20 protein-coding genes and 1 tRNA gene are annotated in these 22175 nt (G+C 63.4%); 4 read left to right on the top strand and 17 right to left on the bottom strand.

Annotation, left to right across the window (positions count from 1 at the left end):
* Positions 1-5: 5 nt before the first annotated feature.
* From ASD76_RS04050 to ASD76_RS04035, 4 genes are all read right to left on the bottom strand, one after another.
* Positions 6-3422, bottom strand: a complete 3417-nt coding sequence (locus ASD76_RS04050) for an error-prone DNA polymerase (protein ID WP_055918827.1) — start codon at positions 3420-3422, stop codon at positions 6-8.
* Between the two features lie 123 nt (positions 3423-3545).
* The gene (locus tag ASD76_RS04045; RefSeq protein WP_055918824.1) at positions 3546-3860 is read right to left on the bottom strand and encodes a hypothetical protein; all 315 of its coding nucleotides are present in this window, start codon (positions 3858-3860) and stop codon (positions 3546-3548) included.
* A gap of 44 nt (positions 3861-3904) precedes the next feature.
* Positions 3905-5482, bottom strand: a complete 1578-nt coding sequence (locus ASD76_RS04040; RefSeq protein WP_055918821.1) for a Y-family DNA polymerase — start codon at positions 5480-5482, stop codon at positions 3905-3907.
* Complete coding sequence (locus ASD76_RS04035) at positions 5385-6107, bottom strand: ImuA family protein (protein WP_156457539.1); 723 nt, start codon at positions 6105-6107, stop codon at positions 5385-5387. The genes ASD76_RS04040 and ASD76_RS04035 overlap by 98 nt, the downstream gene beginning before the upstream one ends.
* A gap of 103 nt (positions 6108-6210) precedes the next feature.
* On the opposite strand from ASD76_RS04035, the gene ASD76_RS04030 reads away from it, so the two are divergent.
* Positions 6211-6681 (top strand): pyridoxamine 5'-phosphate oxidase family protein, encoded by a 471-nt coding sequence (locus tag ASD76_RS04030; RefSeq protein WP_055918818.1) that lies wholly within the window; start codon positions 6211-6213, stop codon positions 6679-6681.
* Between the two features lie 42 nt (positions 6682-6723).
* On the opposite strand, the gene ASD76_RS04025 is transcribed toward ASD76_RS04030, so the two are convergent.
* Positions 6724-8307, bottom strand: coding sequence for an amino acid permease (locus tag ASD76_RS04025; RefSeq protein WP_055922915.1), 1584 nt, complete (start codon positions 8305-8307; stop codon positions 6724-6726).
* Positions 8308-8441: 134 nt separating this feature from the next.
* Between ASD76_RS04025 and panB the strand changes: the two genes are divergently transcribed.
* Together panB and ASD76_RS04015 are read left to right on the top strand one after the other, a co-directional pair.
* Positions 8442-9308 (top strand): 3-methyl-2-oxobutanoate hydroxymethyltransferase, encoded by an 867-nt coding sequence (gene panB, locus ASD76_RS04020; protein WP_055918815.1) that lies wholly within the window; start codon positions 8442-8444, stop codon positions 9306-9308.
* Between the two features lie 90 nt (positions 9309-9398).
* Positions 9399-10463, top strand: a complete 1065-nt coding sequence (locus tag ASD76_RS04015) for a DUF475 domain-containing protein (RefSeq protein WP_055918812.1) — start codon at positions 9399-9401, stop codon at positions 10461-10463.
* On the opposite strand, the gene ASD76_RS04010 is transcribed toward ASD76_RS04015, so the two are convergent.
* The 10 genes from ASD76_RS04010 to efp form a co-directional block, all read right to left on the bottom strand.
* Positions 10435-11415 carry a bile acid:sodium symporter family protein gene (locus tag ASD76_RS04010; RefSeq protein WP_055918809.1) on the bottom strand — a complete coding sequence of 327 codons (981 nt, stop codon included), beginning with the start codon at positions 11413-11415 and terminating at the stop codon, positions 10435-10437. The genes ASD76_RS04015 and ASD76_RS04010 overlap by 29 nt on opposite strands.
* Positions 11416-11468: 53 nt before the next feature.
* Positions 11469-13241 carry a tetratricopeptide repeat protein gene (locus tag ASD76_RS04005; protein ID WP_055918806.1) on the bottom strand — a complete coding sequence of 591 codons (1773 nt, stop codon included), beginning with the start codon at positions 13239-13241 and terminating at the stop codon, positions 11469-11471.
* Positions 13225-14589: a PEP-CTERM-box response regulator transcription factor gene (gene prsR, locus ASD76_RS04000; RefSeq protein WP_055918802.1), complete on the bottom strand. Its 1365-nt coding sequence runs from the start codon at positions 14587-14589 to the stop codon at positions 13225-13227. The genes ASD76_RS04005 and prsR overlap by 17 nt, the downstream gene beginning before the upstream one ends.
* Entirely contained in the window at positions 14586-16694 is a 2109-nt protein-coding gene (gene prsK, locus ASD76_RS03995; protein ID WP_055918800.1) for an XrtA/PEP-CTERM system histidine kinase PrsK, read from the bottom strand. Before prsK ends, prsR begins: the two co-directional genes overlap by 4 nt.
* Positions 16694-18079, bottom strand: a complete 1386-nt coding sequence (locus tag ASD76_RS03990) for a TIGR03013 family XrtA/PEP-CTERM system glycosyltransferase (protein WP_055918798.1) — start codon at positions 18077-18079, stop codon at positions 16694-16696. Before ASD76_RS03990 ends, prsK begins: the two co-directional genes overlap by 1 nt.
* A 106-nt stretch (positions 18080-18185) precedes the next feature.
* Entirely contained in the window at positions 18186-18464 is a 279-nt protein-coding gene (locus tag ASD76_RS03985; protein ID WP_055918795.1) for a hypothetical protein, read from the bottom strand.
* 107 nt (positions 18465-18571) lie between these two features.
* Positions 18572-18655, bottom strand: a tRNA-Leu gene (locus ASD76_RS03980).
* Positions 18656-18713: 58 nt separating this feature from the next.
* On the bottom strand, positions 18714-19535 hold the full coding sequence (locus tag ASD76_RS03975; protein ID WP_055918792.1) for an inositol monophosphatase family protein: 822 nt from the start codon (positions 19533-19535) through the stop codon (positions 18714-18716).
* A gap of 18 nt (positions 19536-19553) precedes the next feature.
* A complete protein-coding gene (locus ASD76_RS03970) occupies positions 19554-19898 on the bottom strand; it encodes a hypothetical protein (protein ID WP_055918789.1) in 345 nt (114 codons plus the stop codon).
* A 1-nt stretch (position 19899) separates the two neighbouring features.
* Positions 19900-20463, bottom strand: coding sequence for an elongation factor P (gene efp, locus ASD76_RS03965; RefSeq protein WP_055918785.1), 564 nt, complete (start codon positions 20461-20463; stop codon positions 19900-19902).
* On the opposite strand from efp, the gene ASD76_RS03960 reads away from it, so the two are divergent.
* On the top strand, positions 20441-20911 hold the full coding sequence (locus ASD76_RS03960) for a hypothetical protein (protein ID WP_156457538.1): 471 nt from the start codon (positions 20441-20443) through the stop codon (positions 20909-20911). The two genes, efp and ASD76_RS03960, sit on opposite strands and share 23 nt — an antisense overlap.
* A gap of 154 nt (positions 20912-21065) precedes the next feature.
* Here the strand turns inward: ASD76_RS03960 and ASD76_RS03955 are convergent, their stop codons facing one another.
* Positions 21066-21296 carry a hypothetical protein gene (locus ASD76_RS03955; RefSeq protein WP_055918780.1) on the bottom strand — a complete coding sequence of 77 codons (231 nt, stop codon included), beginning with the start codon at positions 21294-21296 and terminating at the stop codon, positions 21066-21068.
* A 186-nt stretch (positions 21297-21482) separates the two neighbouring features.
* Positions 21483-22100, bottom strand: a complete 618-nt coding sequence (thiE, locus tag ASD76_RS03950; RefSeq protein WP_082553592.1) for a thiamine phosphate synthase — start codon at positions 22098-22100, stop codon at positions 21483-21485.
* Between the last annotated feature and the right edge of the window lie 75 nt (positions 22101-22175).

The following is a 22175-nucleotide window of genomic DNA, read 5'->3' as shown; positions in this document are numbered from 1 at the left end:
CCTCGTCAGTGGAAGTCCCGTGACTTGGGAATGACCCTGACATTGCGCGGGTGACGATGGTTTCCGCCGTGGTCGCCATAGGCCAGGGCCGGCTTGAGCATGTCGTCGGACAAGCGGTGCAGTTGTTCCGTCGCGTCGGTGAGATGCGCGGCGATCACGTGGATCACGTCCTCGTCATATTCGACACGGCCGCGGACCTCGATCAGCCGCGCGCCCATCACCACCTTGCGATATCGCTCCATCGTGTCCGGCCACACGACCAGGTTGGCGACCCCGGTCTCGTCCTCGAGCGTGATGAACACCACGCCCTTGGCCGAACCCGGCCGCTGGCGGATCAGCACGACGCCGGCGACATTGACCATCGCGCGGTGCTTGCGGCTGCGCAAGTCACTGGCCCGCAGAAAGCCGCGCTCGGTCAGAGAAGCGCGCAGGAAGCTCATCGGATGGGCTTTCAGCGATAGGCGGTGGGTCTGGTAGTCGGCGATCACCTCCTCCGACAGAGGCATAGCGGGCAAGCTCGTGATCGCGCGCTCCGCCCCCTCTTCGCGTTCCTCGGCATAGCGGAACAGCGGCAGCTCAGATCCCGCCGTCAGGCTCCGCGCATCCCACAAGGCCTGCCGCCGCGGCAGGGCGAGCGAACCGAAACAATCGGCCGAGGCGAGGCGCTCGATATGAGCGGGCGGGACCTTGGCCAGGTCGCGCAGTTCGGTCACGTCGCGATAAGGCCCTGCCGCCTGCCGCCTTGCCACCAGTTTCGCTGCGACATGTTCGGGGAGCCCATCGACCTGCCGCAGGCCAAGGCGGAGCGCGACGCCGTGCCCTCGCTCCTCCAAGGTGCAATCCCAGTCCGAATGATTAACGTCGATTGGCAGGACCGTGACCCCGTGCTCCGCCGCGTCGCGGACGATCTGCGCGGGGGCATAGAAGCCCATCGGCTGGGAATTGAGCAACGCGGCGGCAAAGGCGGCCGGGTAGTGGCATTTCAGCCAGCTCGAGACATAGACCAGGTGCGCAAAGCTCGCCGCGTGGCTTTCGGGAAAGCCGTACTCGCCGAATCCCTTGATCTGGTTGAAGCAGCGCTGGGCGAACTCCGGATCGTAGCCGCGCCCGACCATGCGGCCGACCATGAGGTCCTCCAGCTCATGAACCATACCGCGCGAACGGAACGTCGCCATGGCCTTGCGCAGCCGGTTCGCTTCGGCCGGCGTGAACTTTGCTGCATCGAGCGCGATCTTCATTGCCTGCTCCTGGAAGATCGGCACGCCGTAAGTGCGCCCGAGAATTGAGGACAGCTCATCGGCGGGGCCATGTTCCGGTGCGGGGCCTGGCAGGTGGAAGCTGGTCTTCCCTTCGCGCTCCGCCTTGCGCTGCTTGAGGTAGGGATGGACCATGTCCCCCTGGATCGGCCCCGGACGCACGATCGCCACTTCGACCACCAGATCGTAGAACCGACGCGGCCTGAGGCGTGGGAGCATGTTCATCTGCGCCCGGCTCTCCACCTGGAAGACCCCGAGTGAGTCCCCCTTGCAGAGCATGTCGTAAACTGCCGGATCTTCCTGGGGCAAAGTCGCGAGAGTCAGGCTGCGATCATGATGTTTTTCAAGGAGATCGAAGCCCTTCCTGATACACGTCAGCATGCCGAGTGCGAGAACGTCGACCTTGAAGATGCCGAGGTCGTCGATGTCGTCCTTGTCCCATTCGATGAAGCTCCGCTCGGGCATCGCGCCATTCCCGATCGGCACGGTCTCGGTCAGCAGGCTGTCGGTGAGGATGAAGCCTCCGACGTGCTGGCTCAGATGCCGGGGCATGCCGATCATTTGCTGGGTCAACTTCAGAACCCGTCTCAAGTGCGGATCGGACAAGTCGAGGCCCGTTTCCCTCAGGACATGGTCTTCGTCGATCTCATTCCCATGGCCACCCCAGACTGTGCGGGCGAGCGACGAGGTTACGTCCTCGGACAGCCCCATGACCTTACCGACTTCGCGGATCGCCATGCGCGGGCGGTAGTGGATCACCGTGGCGCAAAGCCCGGCGTGAGAGCGGCCGTATTCTTCGTAGATGTGCTGGATCACCTCCTCGCGCCGTTCGTGTTCGAAATCGACATCGATATCGGGCGGTTCGCTCCGCTCTTCGGAAATGAAGCGGTCGAACAGCAACTGGTGCTCGGCCGGATCGACCGAGGTGATCCCGAGGCAGAAGCAGACCGCCGAATTGGCTGCCGAGCCGCGGCCCTGGCACAGGATCGGCGGTTCCCGGCTGCGGGCGTAGTCGACGATCTCCTTGATGGTCAGGAAATAGGGCGCAAGCCGAAGCTTGCGGATCAATTCCAGCTCACGCTCAAGTGTTTTCTTGATAGTGTCAGACAAGCCCTTGGGATAACGCCATTTAGTGCCTTCCCACGTCTGCTGTTCGAGATACTCCTGTGACGTCATGCCATCAGGATAGGCCTTCTTCGGGTACTCGTATTTCAACTCGTCGAGGCTGAACTGGCAGGCATCGGCCACTTCGCGCGACGCCACGATGGCGTGCGGCCATCGCGCGAACAGTGCGAGCATGTCGTCGGGGCTCTTGAGATGCCGTTCCGCATTGGCGTGGAGCCGGTGCCCCGCCTTGGCGACAGTGGTCTTGTGCCGGATTGCCGTCATCACATCATGCAGCGGCCGGCGGTCGGGCGCGTGGTAATGAACGTCGTTGGTGGCGAGGAGAGCCAGGCCGTTCACCTTGGCCAAGGTGTCGAGCCGGTCGATCCGGGCCACGTCGTCACCCCGATAGAGATAGCTCGCGGCGAGGTGACGCAGCGTGGGGAGTTGTTGGGCGAGATGGGGAAGGATCTCGAGAAACCGAGCAGTTAGCGAACTGCGGTCCTGCTCAGGTGACGTTTCAGCCCCTCCCGCAAGCGGTAGGGGGATGACGTTGCTTTCGATCTCTACGGTGAGTTCGGCATCGATATCCCGAGGCGGCAATAGGATCAGCTGCACGCCCTCGGCGTGCTCAGCCAGCAGCCGCAACGAGATATCGCAGACGCCCTTCTCCTGCCATTCCCCCTCAAGCGTGCTCATCCGCCCGGCCGAGATCAGCCGGCACAAGCGGCCATAGGCGGCTCGGTCAGTCGGGTAGGCGAGGAAGGCGAGACCTTCGACCGTCTCGATCCGGCAACCGATGAGGGGCCTGAGCTTCAAGGTTCGGGCCTCTGTGTGGATACGCACCACCCCGGCCATCGAATTGACATCGGCAATACCGACCGCATCGTAACCCAGCGCCGAGGCGGCATTCACCAGGTCGACCGCGTCCGATGCCCCGCGCAGAAACGAAAAGCAGGAAATGAGCCCGAGTTCGACGAACGCCGCCCGTGGGGGCGGGGTTATCGTGTCGGGATCGACCTGGGTCCGGCGCTTGCCGGGAGTGAGTGAGGATTCGGGCATGGCACCTTAGCCGTCTGGCTTTCAAACGCGCAGGCAAAGATCGCTACGATCCATATTTATGTTCGCTATTTGTTCCTTTCAAGACCCCGGTCTTAACCCTCGGCTCTTTTTCGGTCGGCTGGCCTAGCGCCAGCGCCGCGCGAGCAGGAACAGCACGGTCGGCCAGAACACCGTGTTGGCAAAATCGATGTAGTGTTCGAAGGGCGCTTGCGGAGTGCCTGAATACCAATCCACCACTTCATTCAGCGTGGCAAAGAAGACGACCAGAGCGAGGGGTATCGGAGAGCGCATCTTTTTGCGCAGGATCAGGGCAGCCAGGACAAAGATCAGCAGTCCGGTGTGAACGTGCAGCAGGTCCTCGGAAGCACCGGTGACGGTCGACAGATATTGCTTTGCCGACCGATAACCGGTGACGAGAGATTCGATCACTGCTTGCATCGAAGGCCCCTAGGTTGGTTCGGATTGCCGCGTCCAGCCATGGTTTAGCTGTACAGCCCCTGAAGAAACCAATCGGGCGCACCGCCACGTCCGTCTCCCGCCAGACCCGCGCGGTAAATCCAGTAGCGGCGACCTTCGCTGTCCTCGATGCGGTAATAGTCCCTCAGCCGCGTACCGCCCCTTTCGCGCCACCATTCGGGTGCGATCCGTTCGGGCCCTTCAACGCGCACGACCTCATGCAAGCCACCGCGCCAGCGGAACTGACGGGGATGACCATCGGGCGTCGCATAGAGCACGGCTATCGGCTCCGCCCGGTCGAGCAGCTTCAGCGGACGGGCATGGAACGTCAATTCCTCCTGCGAGACCGGTTCGGGTTCGAGCGGGGGCTGCCAACGCTGCGCGCGCTCGGGAATGTGGCTCGCATAAGGAACGGGACGGCGGACGGCGGACGTGCCGAGCCGCATGGTCAGCCGGTCGATGCAGGCCGCCAGCGAAGTGCCGGCATCCTCGGCCTGGGCGCCAAGGCCCCTTTGGACCACCGCGAGCGGCTCTACCCAGAGCGCGCGCATCCGCACCAGCTCGATCCCGAAACCGGCATCGATATCGTCGAGCCGACCGGCAAACAGGCGAGCGATGTGCGCTGCTTCGCGCGTGGCCGCGGCCAGTTCGAGCGAGCGCTGCACCACGTCGCCATCCACTCGCCACAGCCCGAGCTCGAGCCGCCGCGCGCCCTCCCCCCGTGCTTCGAGTTCGCGCGCCATGTCGGCGGCAAGGTCCGCCACGACGCGAGCGAGCAACTCGCTGTGGCGGATCGGTTCGAGCAATCCGCGCTGGACCAGGGCCGTGCTCACGGGAACCACCGGCAGTAAGGGCTCCGGTGCTCGGCCCAGCAACTGGTCCATCCTCAGCAAAGGATTGGCGGCCGGTGACCGATGCCGAAACCGGCGCTTGAGCGCGTCGCGCCCGACCCCGGCCAGATCGCCGATGCGTTTGAGCCCCAGCCGCCGCAGCACCAGCAACACTTCGCCGTCGAGCCTCAAGGCCGCCACCGGCAGCCCGGCGAGAGCTTCGGTACTGTCCTGGGGCGTAAGGATCAGCGAGCCGTTTCCATAATGGGCAATCGCCCAAGCCGCCCCGGCCGTCGGCGCGATGGCTGCACGTGCAGCAAGGCCTTGCGCGGCAAAGCGGGTTTGCACCTCGGCCAGCAACTGCTCCTCTCCACCGAACAGGTGAGCAACGGCGCTGATGTCGACCAGCAAACCGTCAGGCGGATCGAGCGCCGCCCACGGCCCCCAGCGATGCGCCCAAGCCGCCAGGCGTTCGAGAAACGCGAGGTCGCCCAGCGGGTCCGAAGGCGCAACCTTGAGCGCCGGACACACGGCCCGGGCATCGGCTACCGCCATGCCCGGCCGCGCGCCGGCGGCGAGGCCGGTGTCGTTGACCGCTTCGATACGGAGTCCGTGGGCGGTTTCGGCGATCAGCGCGTAGGGTTCGGCATCCGCGCCCTGCCCCCGGCCGCAGCCTTCAGCTTGCCGCCAGCGATCGACCGCCAGCCGCGGCAGCCAGATCGCCATGATCCGGCGCGGCGGAAGGGCGTTCGGCGGCGAGACCTTTTCCGTCATCGCGCAATATCCATTCTCCGGTGGCAAGATTGCGGGCGCGAAACAGCTCGGCATGCCAGGCGGGTGTGCCGGGAGCAGCAACATTCCATTGCGGTGGCAGCGACGCGGCCGAGCGAACCTGCCAACGCATCCGTGCCGAAGACAGGTCCTGCTGCGCGTCGTGACGGACCAGGAACAACGGAACGCCGTACCGTTCGGCCGCCAGCGTCAGACGTCGCGAGGCCGTGAAGTCGAGCACCTTGGGATTACCCACGATCTCTCCGATCACGCAGGCCATGTCGCGGCAGCGTATTCCTTCCTCCAGCGCGAACAGCGCGTCTTCCGGTTTGGGAGCGAGGACATGGATCACCCGGCTACGCAGCGCAGGCGGCAAGCCTGCGCGATAAGGCCGCCCATTGAGGCGAAGCGAGGCGTTGTCCTGCACCCACAGCAAGCTGCGCCCCTCCCCGCCCTGTCCGCGCAATCCATCGAGCGCCAGGGCCAGCGCCGCGGCCGTCCCGCTACCTTCGTCCCCATTGGCGAAAACCTCGCTATGCGGCGCGCAGGGCAAGCCCTCCCGCCAGCGGGAAGCGCGTTCGCCCGGCAGTGATAACTGCGCGGCAGTTGGGAAGGCGGACAAGTTCACGGCGAATCGACTCCAATGTTCACTTTATGTTCCCACTTGGAGGGAATGGCAACGGAACTGTGCCCGGCCTTGCGGGGTTGTTCGGAAAAGCGGAGAAACTCGCATGGACAAGGCCACGACCCTCAAGCACAAATTCTGGACCACGCTTGCGGATAGCCCGTTCGTGTTCCTGCAGGTCGGTGACGATCCCCAAACCGCAGTGCCGATGATGGCGCAGCTCGACAGCGAGGCTCACAGCACGATCTGGTTCTTCACCAGCCGTAGAGGCCCCTTCGCTCAAGGTGGCAAAGCCACGGCGACGTTCACCGGTAAAGGCCACGACCTGTTCGCCCGCTTCTCCGGCACCCTGATCGAGGAAACCGACGCTGCCCGCTTCGATCTGGAATGGAGTCCCGCGGTCCAGGCCTGGTTTCCCGGCGGGAAGGACGATCCCAATCTGCTGATGCTGCGCATGGAGATCGAGGACGCCGAGATCTGGAACCTCGACTATGGTTTGATCAACACCGCCAAGATGATGCTCGGTTACGACATCCGCGAAACCGCGGCCGGCCAGCACGTCCAGACTAAGCTATAACGGAAAAGGCCGCTCTCCAGGAGGAAAGCGGCCCTTTGTACGTCAGGGACGTCCGCGATCGGGAACGCCCGGGATATCGGGTTCGATATCGGCGATTTCAGGCTCGTGTACTTCCACGATGCCGCGACCCAAGTGGCTGTGCGAGCGGCCGTAGAAGAAATAGATCACCAGTCCGAGCGCGCCCCAGATCGGCAGGAAAAGCATGGCTTGAACTGGCAGGTTGAAGAAAAGGAACGTGCAGCCCAGCATCGTCACCGGCGCAACGATCCATACGCCGGGAACCCTGAAATGGCGCTTGCGACCGGCATCCTTCTTTCGCAGCACCAAGACTGCGATGGCGACCATGAGGAAGGCGTAAAGCGTTCCCGCGTTGGAAATGTCGGCCAACTGCCCCACCGGGAAGAACGCGGCAGCAATCGCCACGGCGCCGCCGGTAAGAGCCGTCACGACATAAGGCGTACGGAACTTCGGATGCACCTTGCTGAGCTTTTCGGGCAGCAATCCGTCACGGCTCATCACGAAGAAGATGCGCGTCTGACCGAACAGCAGCACGAGAATAACCGAAGGTAGCGCAAGGAACGCCGCGACGCCGAGCATGTTGCCGACGGTCGAGAAGCCGATCGACCGAAGCACGTGGGCCAGCGCCTCGTCAGAGCAAACCAGTTCCTGCGCGTACTGTGCCAGTGCGCACTGGCGGGCCAGTTCCTCCGAACCGGCGGGGAACGGAATGCCGTTCGGCCCCATGATCGGTTGGCCGCCGAGCGTACCGATCGCGCCGGCCGCGACGAGAATGTAGAATACCGTGCAGAACAGCAGCGATCCGATCAGCCCGATCGGGACGTTGCGCTGCGGATTCTTGGTCTCCTCGGCGGCGGTCGAGACCGAATCGAAGCCGACATAGGCGAAGAAGATTGTCGCTGCCGCACCCACCGCACCGACACCGGTACCAAATCCTCCGAACACTCCGGCCGGCAGGAAAGGGTTGAACTTGGCGGTGTCGAATTCGGGACTGGTAAAGGTCAAGGCGATGAAGATCGTCAGAGCCACGACCTTGATGGCAACCAGCACGGCGTTGAACTTGGCGCTCTCACTCGTGCCGACAATCAGCAGGCCGGTTACAAGCAAGGCAATCACAAACGCCGGGAAGTTGATAAACCCGCCCTCAGCGCCGCCTAGGGCGAGCGGACCCGCTGCGAGCCATGGTGGCAGACTTATGCCGAAAAATTGATGGAGTATGGTCCCGGAAAAGTAACCCGACCATCCGACCGACACCGCAGCTGCGGCAATCGCGTATTCCATGATCAGGGCCCAGCCGACTGTCCAGGCCAGGATCTCGCCAATCGTGGCGTAGCTGTAGGTATAGGCGCTTCCGGCGACGGGGATCATCGACGCGATCTCGGCGTAGCAGAGCGCCGCAACAATGCAGACCAGACCAGCGATGGCGAAGGCCAGCATCAAGCCTGGCCCTGCCTTCTGAGCTCCGGCCGCAGTGAGCACGAAGATCCCGGTACCGATAACCGAGCCGATGCCAAACAGCGTCAGCTGGAACCAGCCAAGCGAGCGATGCAGCGATTTCTTTTCTGCCGTCGCCAAAATGGCGTCCAACGGTTTGACACGACCGAACATGCGGTTCTCCCACTTCGGCACACTTGGAACGGCACCGACCCCTCGATTGGTTGCGAAGCTAACCGCATTCGTGCGCAAGGCAAGCGCGTTGCTGGTCCTTTGCACAGCGACCGCAAGGGCTCTACAAGCCGTTCATGTCCACGTTCCAGCTCGACACCTCGACCAGCCGCGCTCATCCGACACCGCAGCCGATGCGGCGCCTGACCGTCCCGGCCATCCGCAAGCGCAAGCAGGATGGCGTTACGGCCGAGCCTATCGTCATGCTCACCGCCTACACGGCGCGGCAGGCGCAGTTACTCGATGCCCATTGCGATGTGCTGCTGGTGGGCGATTCCCTTGGCCAGGTAATTTACGGGCTGGAGTCCACCGTTCCGGTCACGCAGGAGATGATGGCCAATCACACCGCTGCGGTGGTGCGCGGCAGCTATCACGCGGTGGTGGTAGTCGACATGCCGTTCGGCTCCTACGAAGCCTCGCCCGCACAGGCCTTCGAAAGCGCTTCCTACCTGCTCAAGGCGAGCGGGGCCGCAGCGGTCAAGCTCGAAGGCGGCGAAGCCATGGCCGAGACGGTCGAATTCCTGATCAAGCGCGGCATCCCGGTAATGGGCCACGTCGGCCTGACGCCGCAGGCGGTCAACGTCCTCGGCGGCTACGGCGCGCGCGGACGAGGCGATGTCGAGGCCGGAAAGATCATCAGCGACGCGCGGAGCCTCGCCAACGCCGGCGCTTTTGCCATCGTGGTCGAAGGCGTGGTCGAACCTCTGGCGGTCGAGGTTACCAAGGCGGTGCCCTGCCCCGTCATCGGCATCGGCGGCTCCGCCCAGTGCGACGGCCAGGTCCTGGTGACCGACGACATGCTCGGCATGTTCGAGCGGGTGCCGCGGTTCGTGAAGCGCTATGACGACCTCGCCAGCCGCATCTCGGCCGCTGCAGAGGCCTACGCCGCGGAAGTGAAAGCCCGGACCTTTCCGGGCGAAGCGCAGACCTATCAGCCCGGCTAGCAGGTTCGACCGGTGGAGATCATGAACGAGGGTCGCTTGCGTTCAATGCCGCGCCCGCTATGGCGCGCGCAAGTCCGATAGGAAACCGACGTGCTGCGCTACTACAAGGGATCGATCGTCTTCACTCTGGTCTGCCTCGCCCTGGCGGTGTGGTACGGCTGGGAGCTGACAGGGACGGCATCGGGCACGCTTTCGATGCTGTGGATCGTGATCGTGCTCTCGGTGCTGGAGATCTCGCTCTCGTTCGACAACGCGGTGGTCAACGCCACCGTCCTCGACGAGATGGACAAGGTCTGGCAGCGCCGGTTCCTTACCTGGGGCATGGTCTTCGCGGTGTTCGGCATGCGGATCGTCTTTCCGCTGGCGATCGTCGCAATAGCCGCGGGTCTCGGCCCGCTAGAGACTATCCATCTCTCACTAAACGACCCGGTGCGCTACGAGGAAATCGTGTCGAGCGCTCACGTCGGCATCGCCGGGTTCGGCGGCGCGTTCCTGGCCATGGTGGGCCTGAAGTTCTTCTTCGACGCTGATAAAGACGTGCACTGGATTTCGGTCGTCGAGGAAAAGCTGGCTAAGTTCTCGCGCATCGAAGCGGTTGAGATCGCGTTCCTGCTGGTCACGCTCTACTTCATTTCGCTGCTGCTGCCCGAAGAGGACGCGTTGACGTTCCTCACCGCCGGCCTGCTCGGCCTGGTCACTTTCATTGGCGTCGAGGCCGTGGGTAAGATCCTCGAGCTCAAAGAGGAAGCTCGTGCGGCAACGGGCGTGGTCGTGCGATCGGGCCTCGGCGGGTTCATCTACCTCAACGTGCTCGACGCCTCGTTCAGCTTCGACGGCGTGATCGGCGCCTTCGCCCTGTCCAACAACATGATCGTGATCGCCCTCGGGCTTTCGATCGGCGCGATGTTCGTCCGTTCGATGACGATTATGCTGGTGCAGAAGGGAACCCTCTCGGAGTACCGCTATCTCGAGCACGGGGCGTTCTGGGCGATCATTGCCCTGGGCGCGATCATGCTGCTGTCGGCCCACTTCCACATTCCGGAGACCATCACCGGCCTGATCGGCGCCACGCTGATCGGTATTTCGCTGTGGTGGTCCGTCCGCCACAACCGGAGCCATCCCGATCCTATCGAGGAAGCTCTGCGCGGCGACTGAACCGGTTGGCCAGCGGGGCCGAGATCACCAGCTGTAGCAGGTGGTAAGTCAGCACCGGCAAGAGCAGCAGCCCCGCCACAGCCGGAGGGAACAGCAGGCTCGCCAACGGGGCGCCCAGGGCGATGCTCTTCTGCGCTCCGGCGAACAGGAACGCGATGCGATCGTCCCGTCTCAGCTTGATCGCCCCACCAAGCAGCCAGGATCCGGCAAAGCCGATGACCAGAAACAGGCCAACCAGCGCGATGAGCGAGGCCCAGGCGGCCAGGTCGACCTTTTGCCACAGACCCTGCTCCACGGCCCCTGAGAACGCCACATAGACGGCAATCGCGATCGAGGTGCGATCCATCCACGTCGCGAGCTGGCGATGCTCCTTCACCAGGTGCCCGACCCTGCCTTGCGCGATCTGGCCGATGATGAAGGGGACGAGCAGGATCAGGGCCACCCGTTCAAGCGAGTCGATGTCGAAGCCAGCAGCCTTGCTCCCCGCCACGAGAGAGAACAGCGGCGCGCTCAGGAACACGCCGAGGATGTTGAGGAACGCCGCAGCCACGACAGAAACGGCGACATTGCCGCCGGCGAGCGATGAGTAGGCCGTCGCCGACTGCACTGTCGAAGGCAAGACGCCGAGGAACAACAAGCCCAGCGCGACCTGCGGTGGCAGGGCCAGTGCGGCACCCGCCTTCGCCAGGCCCCATCCTGCGAGGCCCATCACCGCAAAGCACCAGATCGCCAGCGGCAACAACAGCCGGAGATGCCGCATCCCGCGCAGCACTTCTGCCCGCGGGAGACGCAGTCCGTTGAGCAGGAACAGGACGAAGATCGCCCCGTTGGAGACCCCTTGGGCAAGCGGCCGGTACTCGGCAGACACGGGCAGGAAGGTGGCGAGCAGAATCGCCAGCAACAGGAGGCGAACGAGCGGGTCGATGCCGCCTGCAATACGGGCTAGTGCCATGCTCGCGAACTGCCCGTACCAGGCCCCGCTGTCCAGATGGCCGGCGCGTTTCGCTACTGCTGGGCGAGTAAGGTCCCGCTCGCAGTCCGCTGCACTTTGGCGAGAAGCGCGTTCGCCTGGGTTCCGCCGGCGCCATCGGCCTCTAACAGCCTCGCAAGCGTCGCTGCGATGCGCGGGTTGCTTCGCTGCAACTGATAGGCGCGTTGCGCCGTCTCAGTCGCCAGGTCACCTCGTCGGGCGCCAATCTCGGACAGATCGGCCAGCAAGAGCGGATCCTGTCGGCCGGTAGAGTCATTGGCAAAGCCGAGCAGCGCCACGGCTTCCGACAGGTTGCCTCCCTGCCCTTCTATCCTGCCCAGCAGCGCCGCCGCAGGGACGGATCGCGGGTTGTGGGTGAGATACTCTGCCAGCAATCGCCTGGCGTCCTGTTCCCGCCCCATCATTCGCTGCGCCGCCACCATTCGCTCGACCAGCGAGAAATCCCGGCGGACTTGCGCCGCCCGCGAATAGACACCGAGCGCTGCCCGGGGATTGCCCGCCAGCAGGGCCACGTCGCCTCCAAGGATCTCCACGTCGGCCGAACCGGCATATTCGAGACCTACCCGGTTGGCCGTCGCGATCGCTTCCGCCCTGCGTCCCTGCGCCAGCATCTGCCGCAATAGCCGTACGGCTGACTGAGCCTCCGGCCCGCTCGAACTACCCGCAGTAACGGGAAGCACCGCCATCATCGCCGGCCTTGGGCGCGCGGCGCGATCGAGGTAGCGCGCCGCTTCCAGACGCAGGCCCATTTGCTCATAGGCCCGTCCAACCATGGTCAGCAGGTACGGCGAGGCATCCGGACGGTCGGCAGCTGCGCGAAAGCGCGCCACAACCCCCTCGGCGTCGCCGCTGGAAAGCAACGCCCTTGCGAGCAGCATCGCCGCGTTGCCGTTGTCGGGCTGGGCTTGTGTCAGCGTCTCAAGCTGCTCGGCGGCGAGCTTGGCACTCCCATTGCGCAGTTCGAGTATTCCGGAAAGAAGCTGCGCGGCAGGCGTGTCGTCATAGGCCCCGTTGGTTCGATCCAGCAGCCTACGCGCAAGCCCCGCGTGCCCGGCTCTTGCCGCCAGCACGGCCTGGAGGAAATACGCGCGCGGATCGCGCGGATCGATCGCCACCATTCGGCGAGCCACGCGCAGCATATCCACGTTGCGCCCGGCCTCCGCCAAAGTCGCAGCATACTCACCGAGTTGGGAGAGGTCGTCCGGCGCCCGTTCCAGGCCCTTCTCGAACCACGGCAGCGCGGCGACCGGGCCGACGGCGTCGCGCGCCAGCTGTCCGCGGAATTCGAGAGCACGGGGATCATTCCCGTCGGCCTCAAGGGCCGTTCTGGCCGCCTCGAGCGCCATGTGGTGTTGTCCTGACCGATAGCGGAACCGTCCGACATCGACCCAAAGCTGTGCCGACCCATGACCATCCGCCAGGGCGCGGTCATAGGCCCGCGTAGCAGCACTGAAGTCGCCTTCTTCGATCTCCAGCCGAGCGAGCGCTCGCAAGCCCCGCTCTTGCGTGGCGTCCGAGAAGTTCTCGGTTCCCAGCCACTTGCGGGCCGCTGCCAGATCGCCCTGCAGCAACTCTGCTTCTCCCGCGACGGCGGAAATCTGCGCGCTCGATACACCCGCATCGAGCGCGCGCTTCGCTGCGAGTTCCGCCGCGATACCGTCACCCCGATCGAGGGCGGCCTCCGCTTCGGATACGAGATCGCGCCCCGGAGCGGCTACCGCCGCCGGGCTGGCTGCGAGAACAACCGCAGCGATCAGGCAGACACGCAGGTTAGGCCTGCAGCCCATACTGCTTCAGCAAGTCATAGAGGGTTGGCCGGCTGATCCCGAGCAGGCGCGCCGTGCTGGAGATATTGCCCTCGCTCCGCGCCAGCGCGTGGCGAATGACCTTACGGTCCGCCCGCTCGCGAGCGCTCTTGAGGTTGAGGACATCGGGATCGTCCTCCCCACCCTGCTGCAGATCGAGATCGCCAGCGGTGACGAGCTTGCCGTCGGCCATGATGACCGCCCGCTTCACCCGGTTCTCCAACTCCCGCACGTTGCCTGGCCAGCCCCAGGCATCGATGGCCGCCAGCGCGTCGGGCGAGAAACCGCTGATCTGAGGGTTCATCTCGCGCGCGAAGCGCTTGAGAAAAGCTTTTGCCAGCAGCGCGGCATCGCCGGGCCGTTCGGCCAGCGACGGTATTTTCACCACCACCTCTGCCAGGCGGTAGAACAAGTCCTCGCGGAAGCGCCCATCGGCAATCATCGCCTCGAGGTCCTGGTGCGTGGCGCAGACGATACGGGTGTCGACATCGATCGCCTTGCGGCCGCCGACGCGCTCGATCTGGCGCTCTTGCAGGAACCGCAGCAGTTTCACCTGAAGCGGCAGCGGGATGTCGCCCACTTCGTCGAGGAACAGTGTGCCGCCATTGGCGAGCTCGATCTTGCCCTCGGTCGTCTTGACCGCGCCGGTGAAGGCTCCCTTCTCGTGCCCGAACAGCTCGCTCTCGAGCAGGTTCTCGGGAATCGCCGCGCAATTGATGGCGACGAACGCGCCGCTTTTCCGGTCACTGACCTGGTGCAGGCCCTTCGCCAAGAGTTCCTTGCCGGTACCGCTGGCACCGAGCAGCATGACCGAGACATTGGCATTGGCGACGCGCTCGATCGTGCGGGCCACGCGAACCATCTCGGGAGCAGCGGTGATAAGGCCGCCCAGAACAGTGTTTTCATCGCCAGCCCGCTCGGCCAGCGCGCGGTTTTCGGCTTCGATCCGATGCAGGTTGAGCGCGCGCCGAACGATCAGGCCGAGCTGCTCGATGTCCACCGGCTTCTGGTAGAAATCGTAGGCCCCGCATTCGATGGCATTGAGCGCGCTTTCGCGAGCGCCGTGGCCGGTAGCGACGATGACTTTGGTGTCAGGCTTAAGCGCCATGATCTCGTTGAGCACGGCAAACCCTTCGGTGGTTCCATCGGGATCTGGCGGCAATCCGAGGTCGAGCGTCACGACGGCGGGTTCGTCCGCTCGCAACGCCGCGATGGCGCTGGCGCGGTCGCCCGCGATCACCACCTCGAAATCCTCGTACGCCCATTTGAGCTGGGCCTGCAGGCCCTGATCGTCCTCGACGATCAGGAGCTTGGGTTTCGTGACGGTCATTGTGCCACCTCAGTCTTGGTTGTCTTGAGTGAACGGAGTTGCTCGACCGTCCCGGCCAGGGGCAACACGATGCGGAAACGGGTGCCCAATCCCTCGCGAGATTCGACATCGAGCTGCCCGCCCATGCCGCGAATGAGCTCTCGGGCCTCGAACGCGCCGATGCCGAAGCCCCCAGGCTTGGACGAGTGGAACGGCTTGAACAGCCGGGTACGGACGAATTCGGCGCTCATCCCGCAACCGGAATCGATGATCTCCAGCACGGCACGGCCTTCCTCGCAGCTTTGACGCAGGATGACCGGGGAGAGTTCGTCGCTGGCCTCAATGGCATTCTGGACCAGATGGACAAGCGCCTGCTCCAGGCCTTCCCGGTCAACTCGCACCATGCACGGCGTCAGGTCGATAAGGGCAACCTCGTGCTGGCCGCGATAACGCTCGGCCAGTCGGGCGATGACATCTTCGATAGCGATCGTCTGCAGCGCCTCGTTGCCTTGCGCGCCATAGCGACCCAGGCGCGCGAGCAGAGCCTGCAATTTGTCCGCGCTGTTGCGCAGGGTAATCAGCATGTCGGCCCGGAACTCCGGCTTGTCGGCATGTCTTTCCGTATTGCGCGCCAACAGCGACAGCTGGCTCGCCAGGTTTTTGATGTCATGCATCACGAAGGCGATGCGGCGGTTGAACTCGTCGAACCGCAGCGCCTCGCCGAGTGCGTCCTGGCTGGCCTGTTCGGCAAGATAGCTCGCCAGCTGACGGCCAACGACGCCAAGCAAATCGAAGTCTTCCCAGTCGAGCCGCCGGGTGATGGGCGGCCTGGCCAGCACGACGATGCCGACAAGCCTGTCGTAGTGGACCAGCGGCACCATCGCCCACGCGGAAAGCTCGTCCATCAGCCACGACGGATGGGCAGCTGCCGGGATCGCCTCCACGCGGCCGGCGCGCAAGTCATCGAGGTCGATTATGAACCGGCTGGCTTCGAAAAAGCGCACTCCGGCGGTCGAAAGGGCTTCGGTCGGGACCTCGACCTGGGACCACTGCCAGCGGGTGTCGAGCGTGAGCCCTCCGTCCTCGCGCGGAACGAGCAGCAGGCCCGAGGGGCTGTCGGTTACGTCGGCCACCGCCTGAACGATACGTTCGCGCAGCGGCAAAGCCCCGGGACCGGCACGTCCCATGGTGTCGGTGAACCGAAGCCACTCGGCCCGGTAGTCGTAGCGATGCTGGAACAAGTGCTTGGAAAGGATCACGCGCAACCAGCCGCGAAGCCGGCTTGATGGCATCACCAGCAGTGCCGCCGCGGCTGCCAGCGCGATAAAGCCCAACTGCATCAGCCGTGCGAACTCTCCGCCGGCGTAGGCAAGCCCCTGGGCCACCAGCACCATTGCGAGCAGATACCCGCCGATGATCAGCAGCGAGAACGACCGGAATGCAACGTAGCGCGAAGGGCCGAACCTCAGATTGGCGCCGTCCCGCAATGAACCGATCGCCAATAGCGCCGTCGTCGCGATCGCCGGCACCACCCGCAGCATCTGCAAAGTGTCCGGGTGGGTCCCACTGAGATAGGTAACAGTCGCCGTGTTGAGATCGTAGAGCCACAGGACCGTCAAACCGGCCGCGGGCCATCGAAGCGGCTCGCGCGCAGCATTGGACGCGCCGGCGTAAAGATTGTGGACGAGGACGAGGCCGCCAATGCTGGCCAAGGCTCGCAGCGTCGCCTCAAACCCCAGGAAACTCTGGGCGATCGACGCGCTTCCCGAATAGGGCAATTGCAGCGCCAGCAGTGCGATCTGGAGAAGCTCGACAAACGCCAGCACCAGCAGCACGGACCGAATTGCACCGATCCGATCGCGCCCGTCATGCGCGAAGAACCGATAGAGCCCCCAGAACCAGGCAATGTTGGCGAAACTAAGCAGTACAGCCGTGCCGGTTGCGGAAGTGCCGAGACCGATGAAGCTCAAGGCCCAGCCAGCCGTCAGGATCAGGGCCGTGGCCTCTGCTCGTGCGGCAGGACCACGATCCTTGCGTGGCGTCAGCAGCCAGCCCGCAAGCGCCAGCGCCGAGCCGGCGCAAAGCAGGTACAGCAACAGCGCGATGAAGGACCACAGCGTGTGCATTAGCGTGAGCCCTCCGGCCAGATGACCACGCGCAGGGTCTGCAGCAGGATCAGCAGATCGAGGAAGGGCGTGTAGTTCTTCGCGTAGTACAGATCGTACTCGAGCTTGCGCCGCGCATCTTCGATCGATGCGCCGTAGGGATAGTTGATCTGGGCCCAACCGGTGATGCCGGGCTTCACCATGTGCCGTTCGGCGTAGAACGGTAGCCGGTCCTCAAGATCGTCGACGAACGTCGGCACCTCAGGCCGCGGTCCGACGAAGCTCATCTTGCCGGTCAAAACCGTCCAGACTTGCGGCAGTTCGTCGACACGAATCTTGCGGATCAGGCGCCCGACGCGGGTGACACGCGGATCGTCCTTCTCCGCCCATTTCGCACCGCCCGCTTCGGCATCGATACGCATCGAACGTAGCTTGAGGATAGTGAACGGCTGACCGTACAACCCAACACGGGTCTGCCTGAACAGCGCGGGTCCTCTGCTGTCGAGCTTCACGAGCAAGGCGAACAGCGCCACCACCGGAAACGACAAGGCCAGAAGCAAACTGCTAGCCCCAATGTCGAACAGACGCTTGGCCGCGCTTGAAACCGCACGCCCTGCCGAGAACCCATCGGAGAAGATCAACCAGCTGGGATTGAGCGTATCGAGATCCACCCGGCCCGTCTCGCGCTCCATGAAGCTCGAAAAGTCATTCACATGGACACCCGCCGTCTTGATCCGAAGCAAGTCCTTGAGCGGCAGGGCATTGCGTCGCTCCTCTAGCGCAAGGACCACTTCGCTGGCGCCGAGATTGGCCACGAAGGCAGAGAGATCCGAGATCGCCGATCGGGCGACCGCCTCTGCTATCAAGGGCCGCCCCTCGTTCATGTCGACATAGCCGACGATGCTGAGGCCGCTACCCGGGTCTTCACTTAGTGCCTTGAGACGTCCTGCCCTGACCCCTGCCCCCAACACCAGGACCCGCCGGCGAAAGGCGCTTGCCCCGAGTATGCCGCCAACGACGACGCGGTTGAGCATGAGGAACAGGATCGACAGGCCCATCGCGTAGAGAAGGGTGGATCGCCAGAAGGTGTGACCCGGCAACACGAAGTCGAGCAGCGCGAGGGCGATCAGACCCAGGCTGACCGCGACCAGCAATCGGGCGGCGGCAAAACGGAACGAGCGCAACGCATCGCTGCCGTAAACGCCAACCGAGATCATCGCGGCCATCACGACGAACGTGAAGCCGGCGAGCATGGCGAGCCGATCGGCGAGTAGGCCTGGGTCCATCCCGATCTGCGTCGCCCGCAGCGACCAGGCCAAATTTGCCGAAAGCAGCAAGAGTCCGCAGTCGATCAAGCCCAGAAGCAGGACGGCATGCGGTACATAATGCTTGAAGAGACGAACCATCGTTCCAACCGGCCGCGTCCACGCAATTTGGTGGACTACGACCGGTTAGCGACGAGAAGTGAAATGTCGGTAAACTTTACACTCGTGGATCGACGCAAGGTCGCTATCAGTTGCCGACCTTGTCAGCAGCCTTCTGCGCCGCGTCGCCGACTTGGCTGGCGGCATTGCCGACATCGCCGGCCGCTTCGGCCACGGCGTTGTCCTTCGCAACCTCAGAACTGTTCGCGCCGGCAAGGAACCAGATTGCTGCACCCGCCAGGAGAACCAGCAGCAACACGATCACCCACAGGGCACCGCCACCACCGCCGCGAGCGCCATCGCTTATGACGGTGGTGTGAGTGGTTCCCGAGGGACTATCTACTTGAGTAATGCGTTCTTCAGCCATGGTTTTGCCTCCTTCACCATGGCCGAATGAACGGTCGCGGGAAACGAGGGTTCCGCAACGGGAACGGCGTGAAGGGGATCAGGCTGCGATCAGCCGATAAATGCGGTTGGTGCCCCTGGCCCGACTCGAACGGGCACGTCTCTCGACAATCGATTTTGAGTCGATCGCGTCTACCATTCCGCCACAGGGGCTCCCATCAGGCGCGCGGGTTAGCCGCGCAATCGAATGGGTTCAAGGCCGATACTCGTGTCAGGCCTTTATCGCTGCCGCAATAAGCTTGTGCAGGCGCGAGTGAACCGTGTCGTTACCGGCGATGATCTGCTGGTCACAGACCGGAAGCGAACGGCCGCGATAGTCGGTGACGAAACCGCCGGCTTCTCGCACCAGCAGACAACCTGCCGCTGTATCCCAAGGACTGAGATCGCTCTCCCAGAACGCATCGTAGCGGCCCGCGGCCACCCACGCGAGATCGAGCGCGGCCGAACCGAACCGGCGGATGCCGGCCACTTGCGGTCCCACGGCCTTGAGGATGTTGATCCATTCGCCGAAGTCGCCATGGCCCTGGTAGGGAATGCCCGTGGCGACGAGCGCATCGGACAGACTCCGGCGAGAGGATACGCGCAGGCGCGCATCCTGTAGCCAGGCGCCGCGGGTCTTTTCGGCCCAATAGGTCTCGTCGGTGACGGGCTGGTATACCACGCCAGCAACCACGTCCCCCCAGCCGCTCCCGTCGAGCTTGGGCTCTTGCACGGCAATGGAAATGGCGAAGTGCGGGATGCCGTGGAGGAAGTTGCTGGTCCCATCGAGCGGATCGACGATCCAGCGCGGCTTGTCCGGCGCACCTTCGATAATTCCGCCTTCCTCCAGCACGAAGCCCCAATCAGGGCGCGCCTGACGTAGTTCGTCCCACAGGGTGCGTTCAGCAGCCTGGTCCGCCTTGGACACGAAGTCCGAGGGGCCCTTGCGGCTGACCTGAAGATGTTCGATCTCGCCAAAGTCGCGCCGCAAGCGGCTGCCCGCCTTACGAGCGGCGCGCTCCATCACGCGGATTAATCCGGAAACTGCGGCCAATTTTTCGTTCCTTCGTGGTCAGTCGAGCGCGAGACGGACCGAGCCTGCGGTCACTTTGACCTGGCCCCATCCGCTGGAGAATTCGAAGCGCCGTCCATCCCCGGAGACGGAGTATACGATCGAGTAATCGTCGGCCTGCTCAGGCGCCTTCTCGATCTGCAAATCTTCAATGTCGGCGAAGCGGATATAACCGCCGCGGTAGCAACTGTCGTCACCGTCCTGCGGCAGCGCGAATTGCGGATGCTTCTCCGACAAGTTGAAATCCATTTCGAGGGTCAGCGACTCGTCGTCATAGATGACGCCCGTGAGATAGCTGTTCTCGAAATCGATGCCATTGAAACGTGGATCGCTGATGCCGCTCATATCATCCAGCTTTGCCAACATAAGTCCGTTCGTAAACATCCACGACGATCCGCGTACCACTTTCAATATGCGGTGGCACCATCACGCGTACGCCATTTTCTAGAACGGCGGGCTTGTAGCTGGATGAAGCCGTCTGGCCCTTTACCACAGCGTCGGCCTCAACGATCGTGGCTTCTACCTGGTCCGGCAGCTGGACGCTGATGGGGCGTTCTTCCCACAGTTCCAGCATGACTTCCATGCCGTCCTCAAGGAACGCCGCCGCATCGCCGATCAAATCGGCGGGAAGCTGGATCTGGTCGTAAGTATCCTTGTCCATGAAGACGAGCATATCGCCCTCGGCATAGAGATACTGGAAGTCCTTCGTGTCGAGACGAACACGTTCGATGGTATCCGCACTGCGGAAACGCACGTTCGTCTTACGGCCATCCTGCAGGTTCTTCATTTCGACCTGCATATAGGCCCCACCCTTGCCGGGCTGGGTATGTTGAATCTTGGCAACTTTCCAGATACCGCGTTCGTATTCGAGAATGTTGCCGGGACGGATGTCCACGCCGCTGATCTTCATCGCAGGTAAGCTTTCAAACGGGAATGGGAAAATGTGGGCGGCCCCTAGCGATTTACCGCGTTCATGGCAATGCAAGCCGTTTCGCGGTAGGCGCGCTGCGATGAAATTCGTCCCTGCTTTGATCGCCCTGGCGGCGATTATCACCGCGCCAGCCCATGCGCAGGGTGCCATCGGCGTAGTTCAACGGGGCAAATATGTATGTGAACTCCCGGGCGATGCTTCAAGCAGCGCAGGCATCGCCCAACCGGATCTGAACTTCACGATCAAAAGTGCTTCGCGCTATTCCACCCAAAAGGGGCGCGGCGCTTACCTTCGTCGGGGCGATGTCCTGACTTTCACCAGTGGCCCCCGCCAAGGCGAAAGCTTCATCATCCTTAGCCCGAATTTCATGCGCTTGGCCGAGGACGGAAAGCCTGGGCGGCTGCGCTGCGTCCGCTCAAGCCGTTGACGCCTCGCGATTCGGCCCATCAATCAAGCCGAACGGATTCATCGCACTGACAAACGAAAACGACCGTGCGCGTAAAGCACACGGTCGCAGACTACCATATGGACCGCACTGCCAGCCACCCGTCCGGGTATTTGGCCGGCTGTGCTAGCTCCGGTTAGGGGCTGGTCGGACGGTCGTTGCTGCCACCGGTAGCGGCCACAATGCCGAGGATTACCGCAACAGCTGCGAGCAGCGGAATGATAAATCCGCCGCCGCCGAGCGCTTCACCCTCGATTTCTGAACCGTCACGGGCCGCGCCGAACGGCGAAGTAGCAGCCTGGGCGGCAATTGGTGCAGTGATGAGCGATGTCGCCACCGCAGCAACCAGAGCTTTACTCAACTTCATAACCTGAACCCCTTCACTGATTCGAACCCTTTTTGTCACAGCTTCAATACGAGGACAATGCGGGTTTAGACATATTGACAGTGCCTTATGCGGGAAAACCCTGACCCAAATTGCCTCGTAGCTGGATAATACGAACAACTCTGGTCAAGGTTCCCGAGAGGCCTGAAACCGTTGGCAACAAGTGGCCTATTGAGCCCGGATAATCTTGGCGAACTCCTCTACCGCCTGAAATTCATCGCCATTCCAGACGGCGCCGCTTACGGCGAGGAAATCCGCTCCTGCCTCAATCAAGGGGCTGCAGTTGCTCGGGGTAATCCCGCCAATCGCCACGCAGGGGATCTCGAACAGGTTCTGCCACCAGGAGAGGATCTCAAGTTCGGGCCGATCCTCAGTCGATTTGGTCGTGCTGGGATAGAACGATCCGAAGGCAACATAGTCGGCCCCGGCATCTCCCGCTTCCATCGCCAGGTGCCTGCTCGCATGGCAGGTGATGCCGATCTGCGCGTCGCGGCCCAATACATCCCTCGCTTCGCGAATGTATCCGTCACCCTGTCCAAGGTGCACCCCATCCGCGCCCAGGCGCTTGGCCAACGAAACACTGTCGTTGACGATGAACGCGACATCCCGCGCACGGCAAATGGCCAGGAGCGGTTCGGCCAGGCGGGCCGCTTGGTGTTGATCGACACCCTTCACGCGAAACTGAAACGCCGCGACCGGTCCGGCGTCGAGCGCGCGTTCAAGCCGCTGAGGAAAGCCTGCTGAAACGTCGAGCGGGGAGATTAGGTAGAGTTGGCAATCAGACATCCGCAACGCCCTACCCTCGCCATCGCCGCGCGCCAAGACTCTGGACGAGCCGGAATCATCCCGGCAGGATAAAGA

This window comes from Altererythrobacter sp. Root672, from assembly GCF_001427865.1.
Lineage (GTDB): Bacteria > Pseudomonadota > Alphaproteobacteria > Sphingomonadales > Sphingomonadaceae > Croceibacterium_A.
Note: the sequence above shows the minus strand (reverse complement) of the source record. Positions and strands in the feature narration are given on the sequence as shown.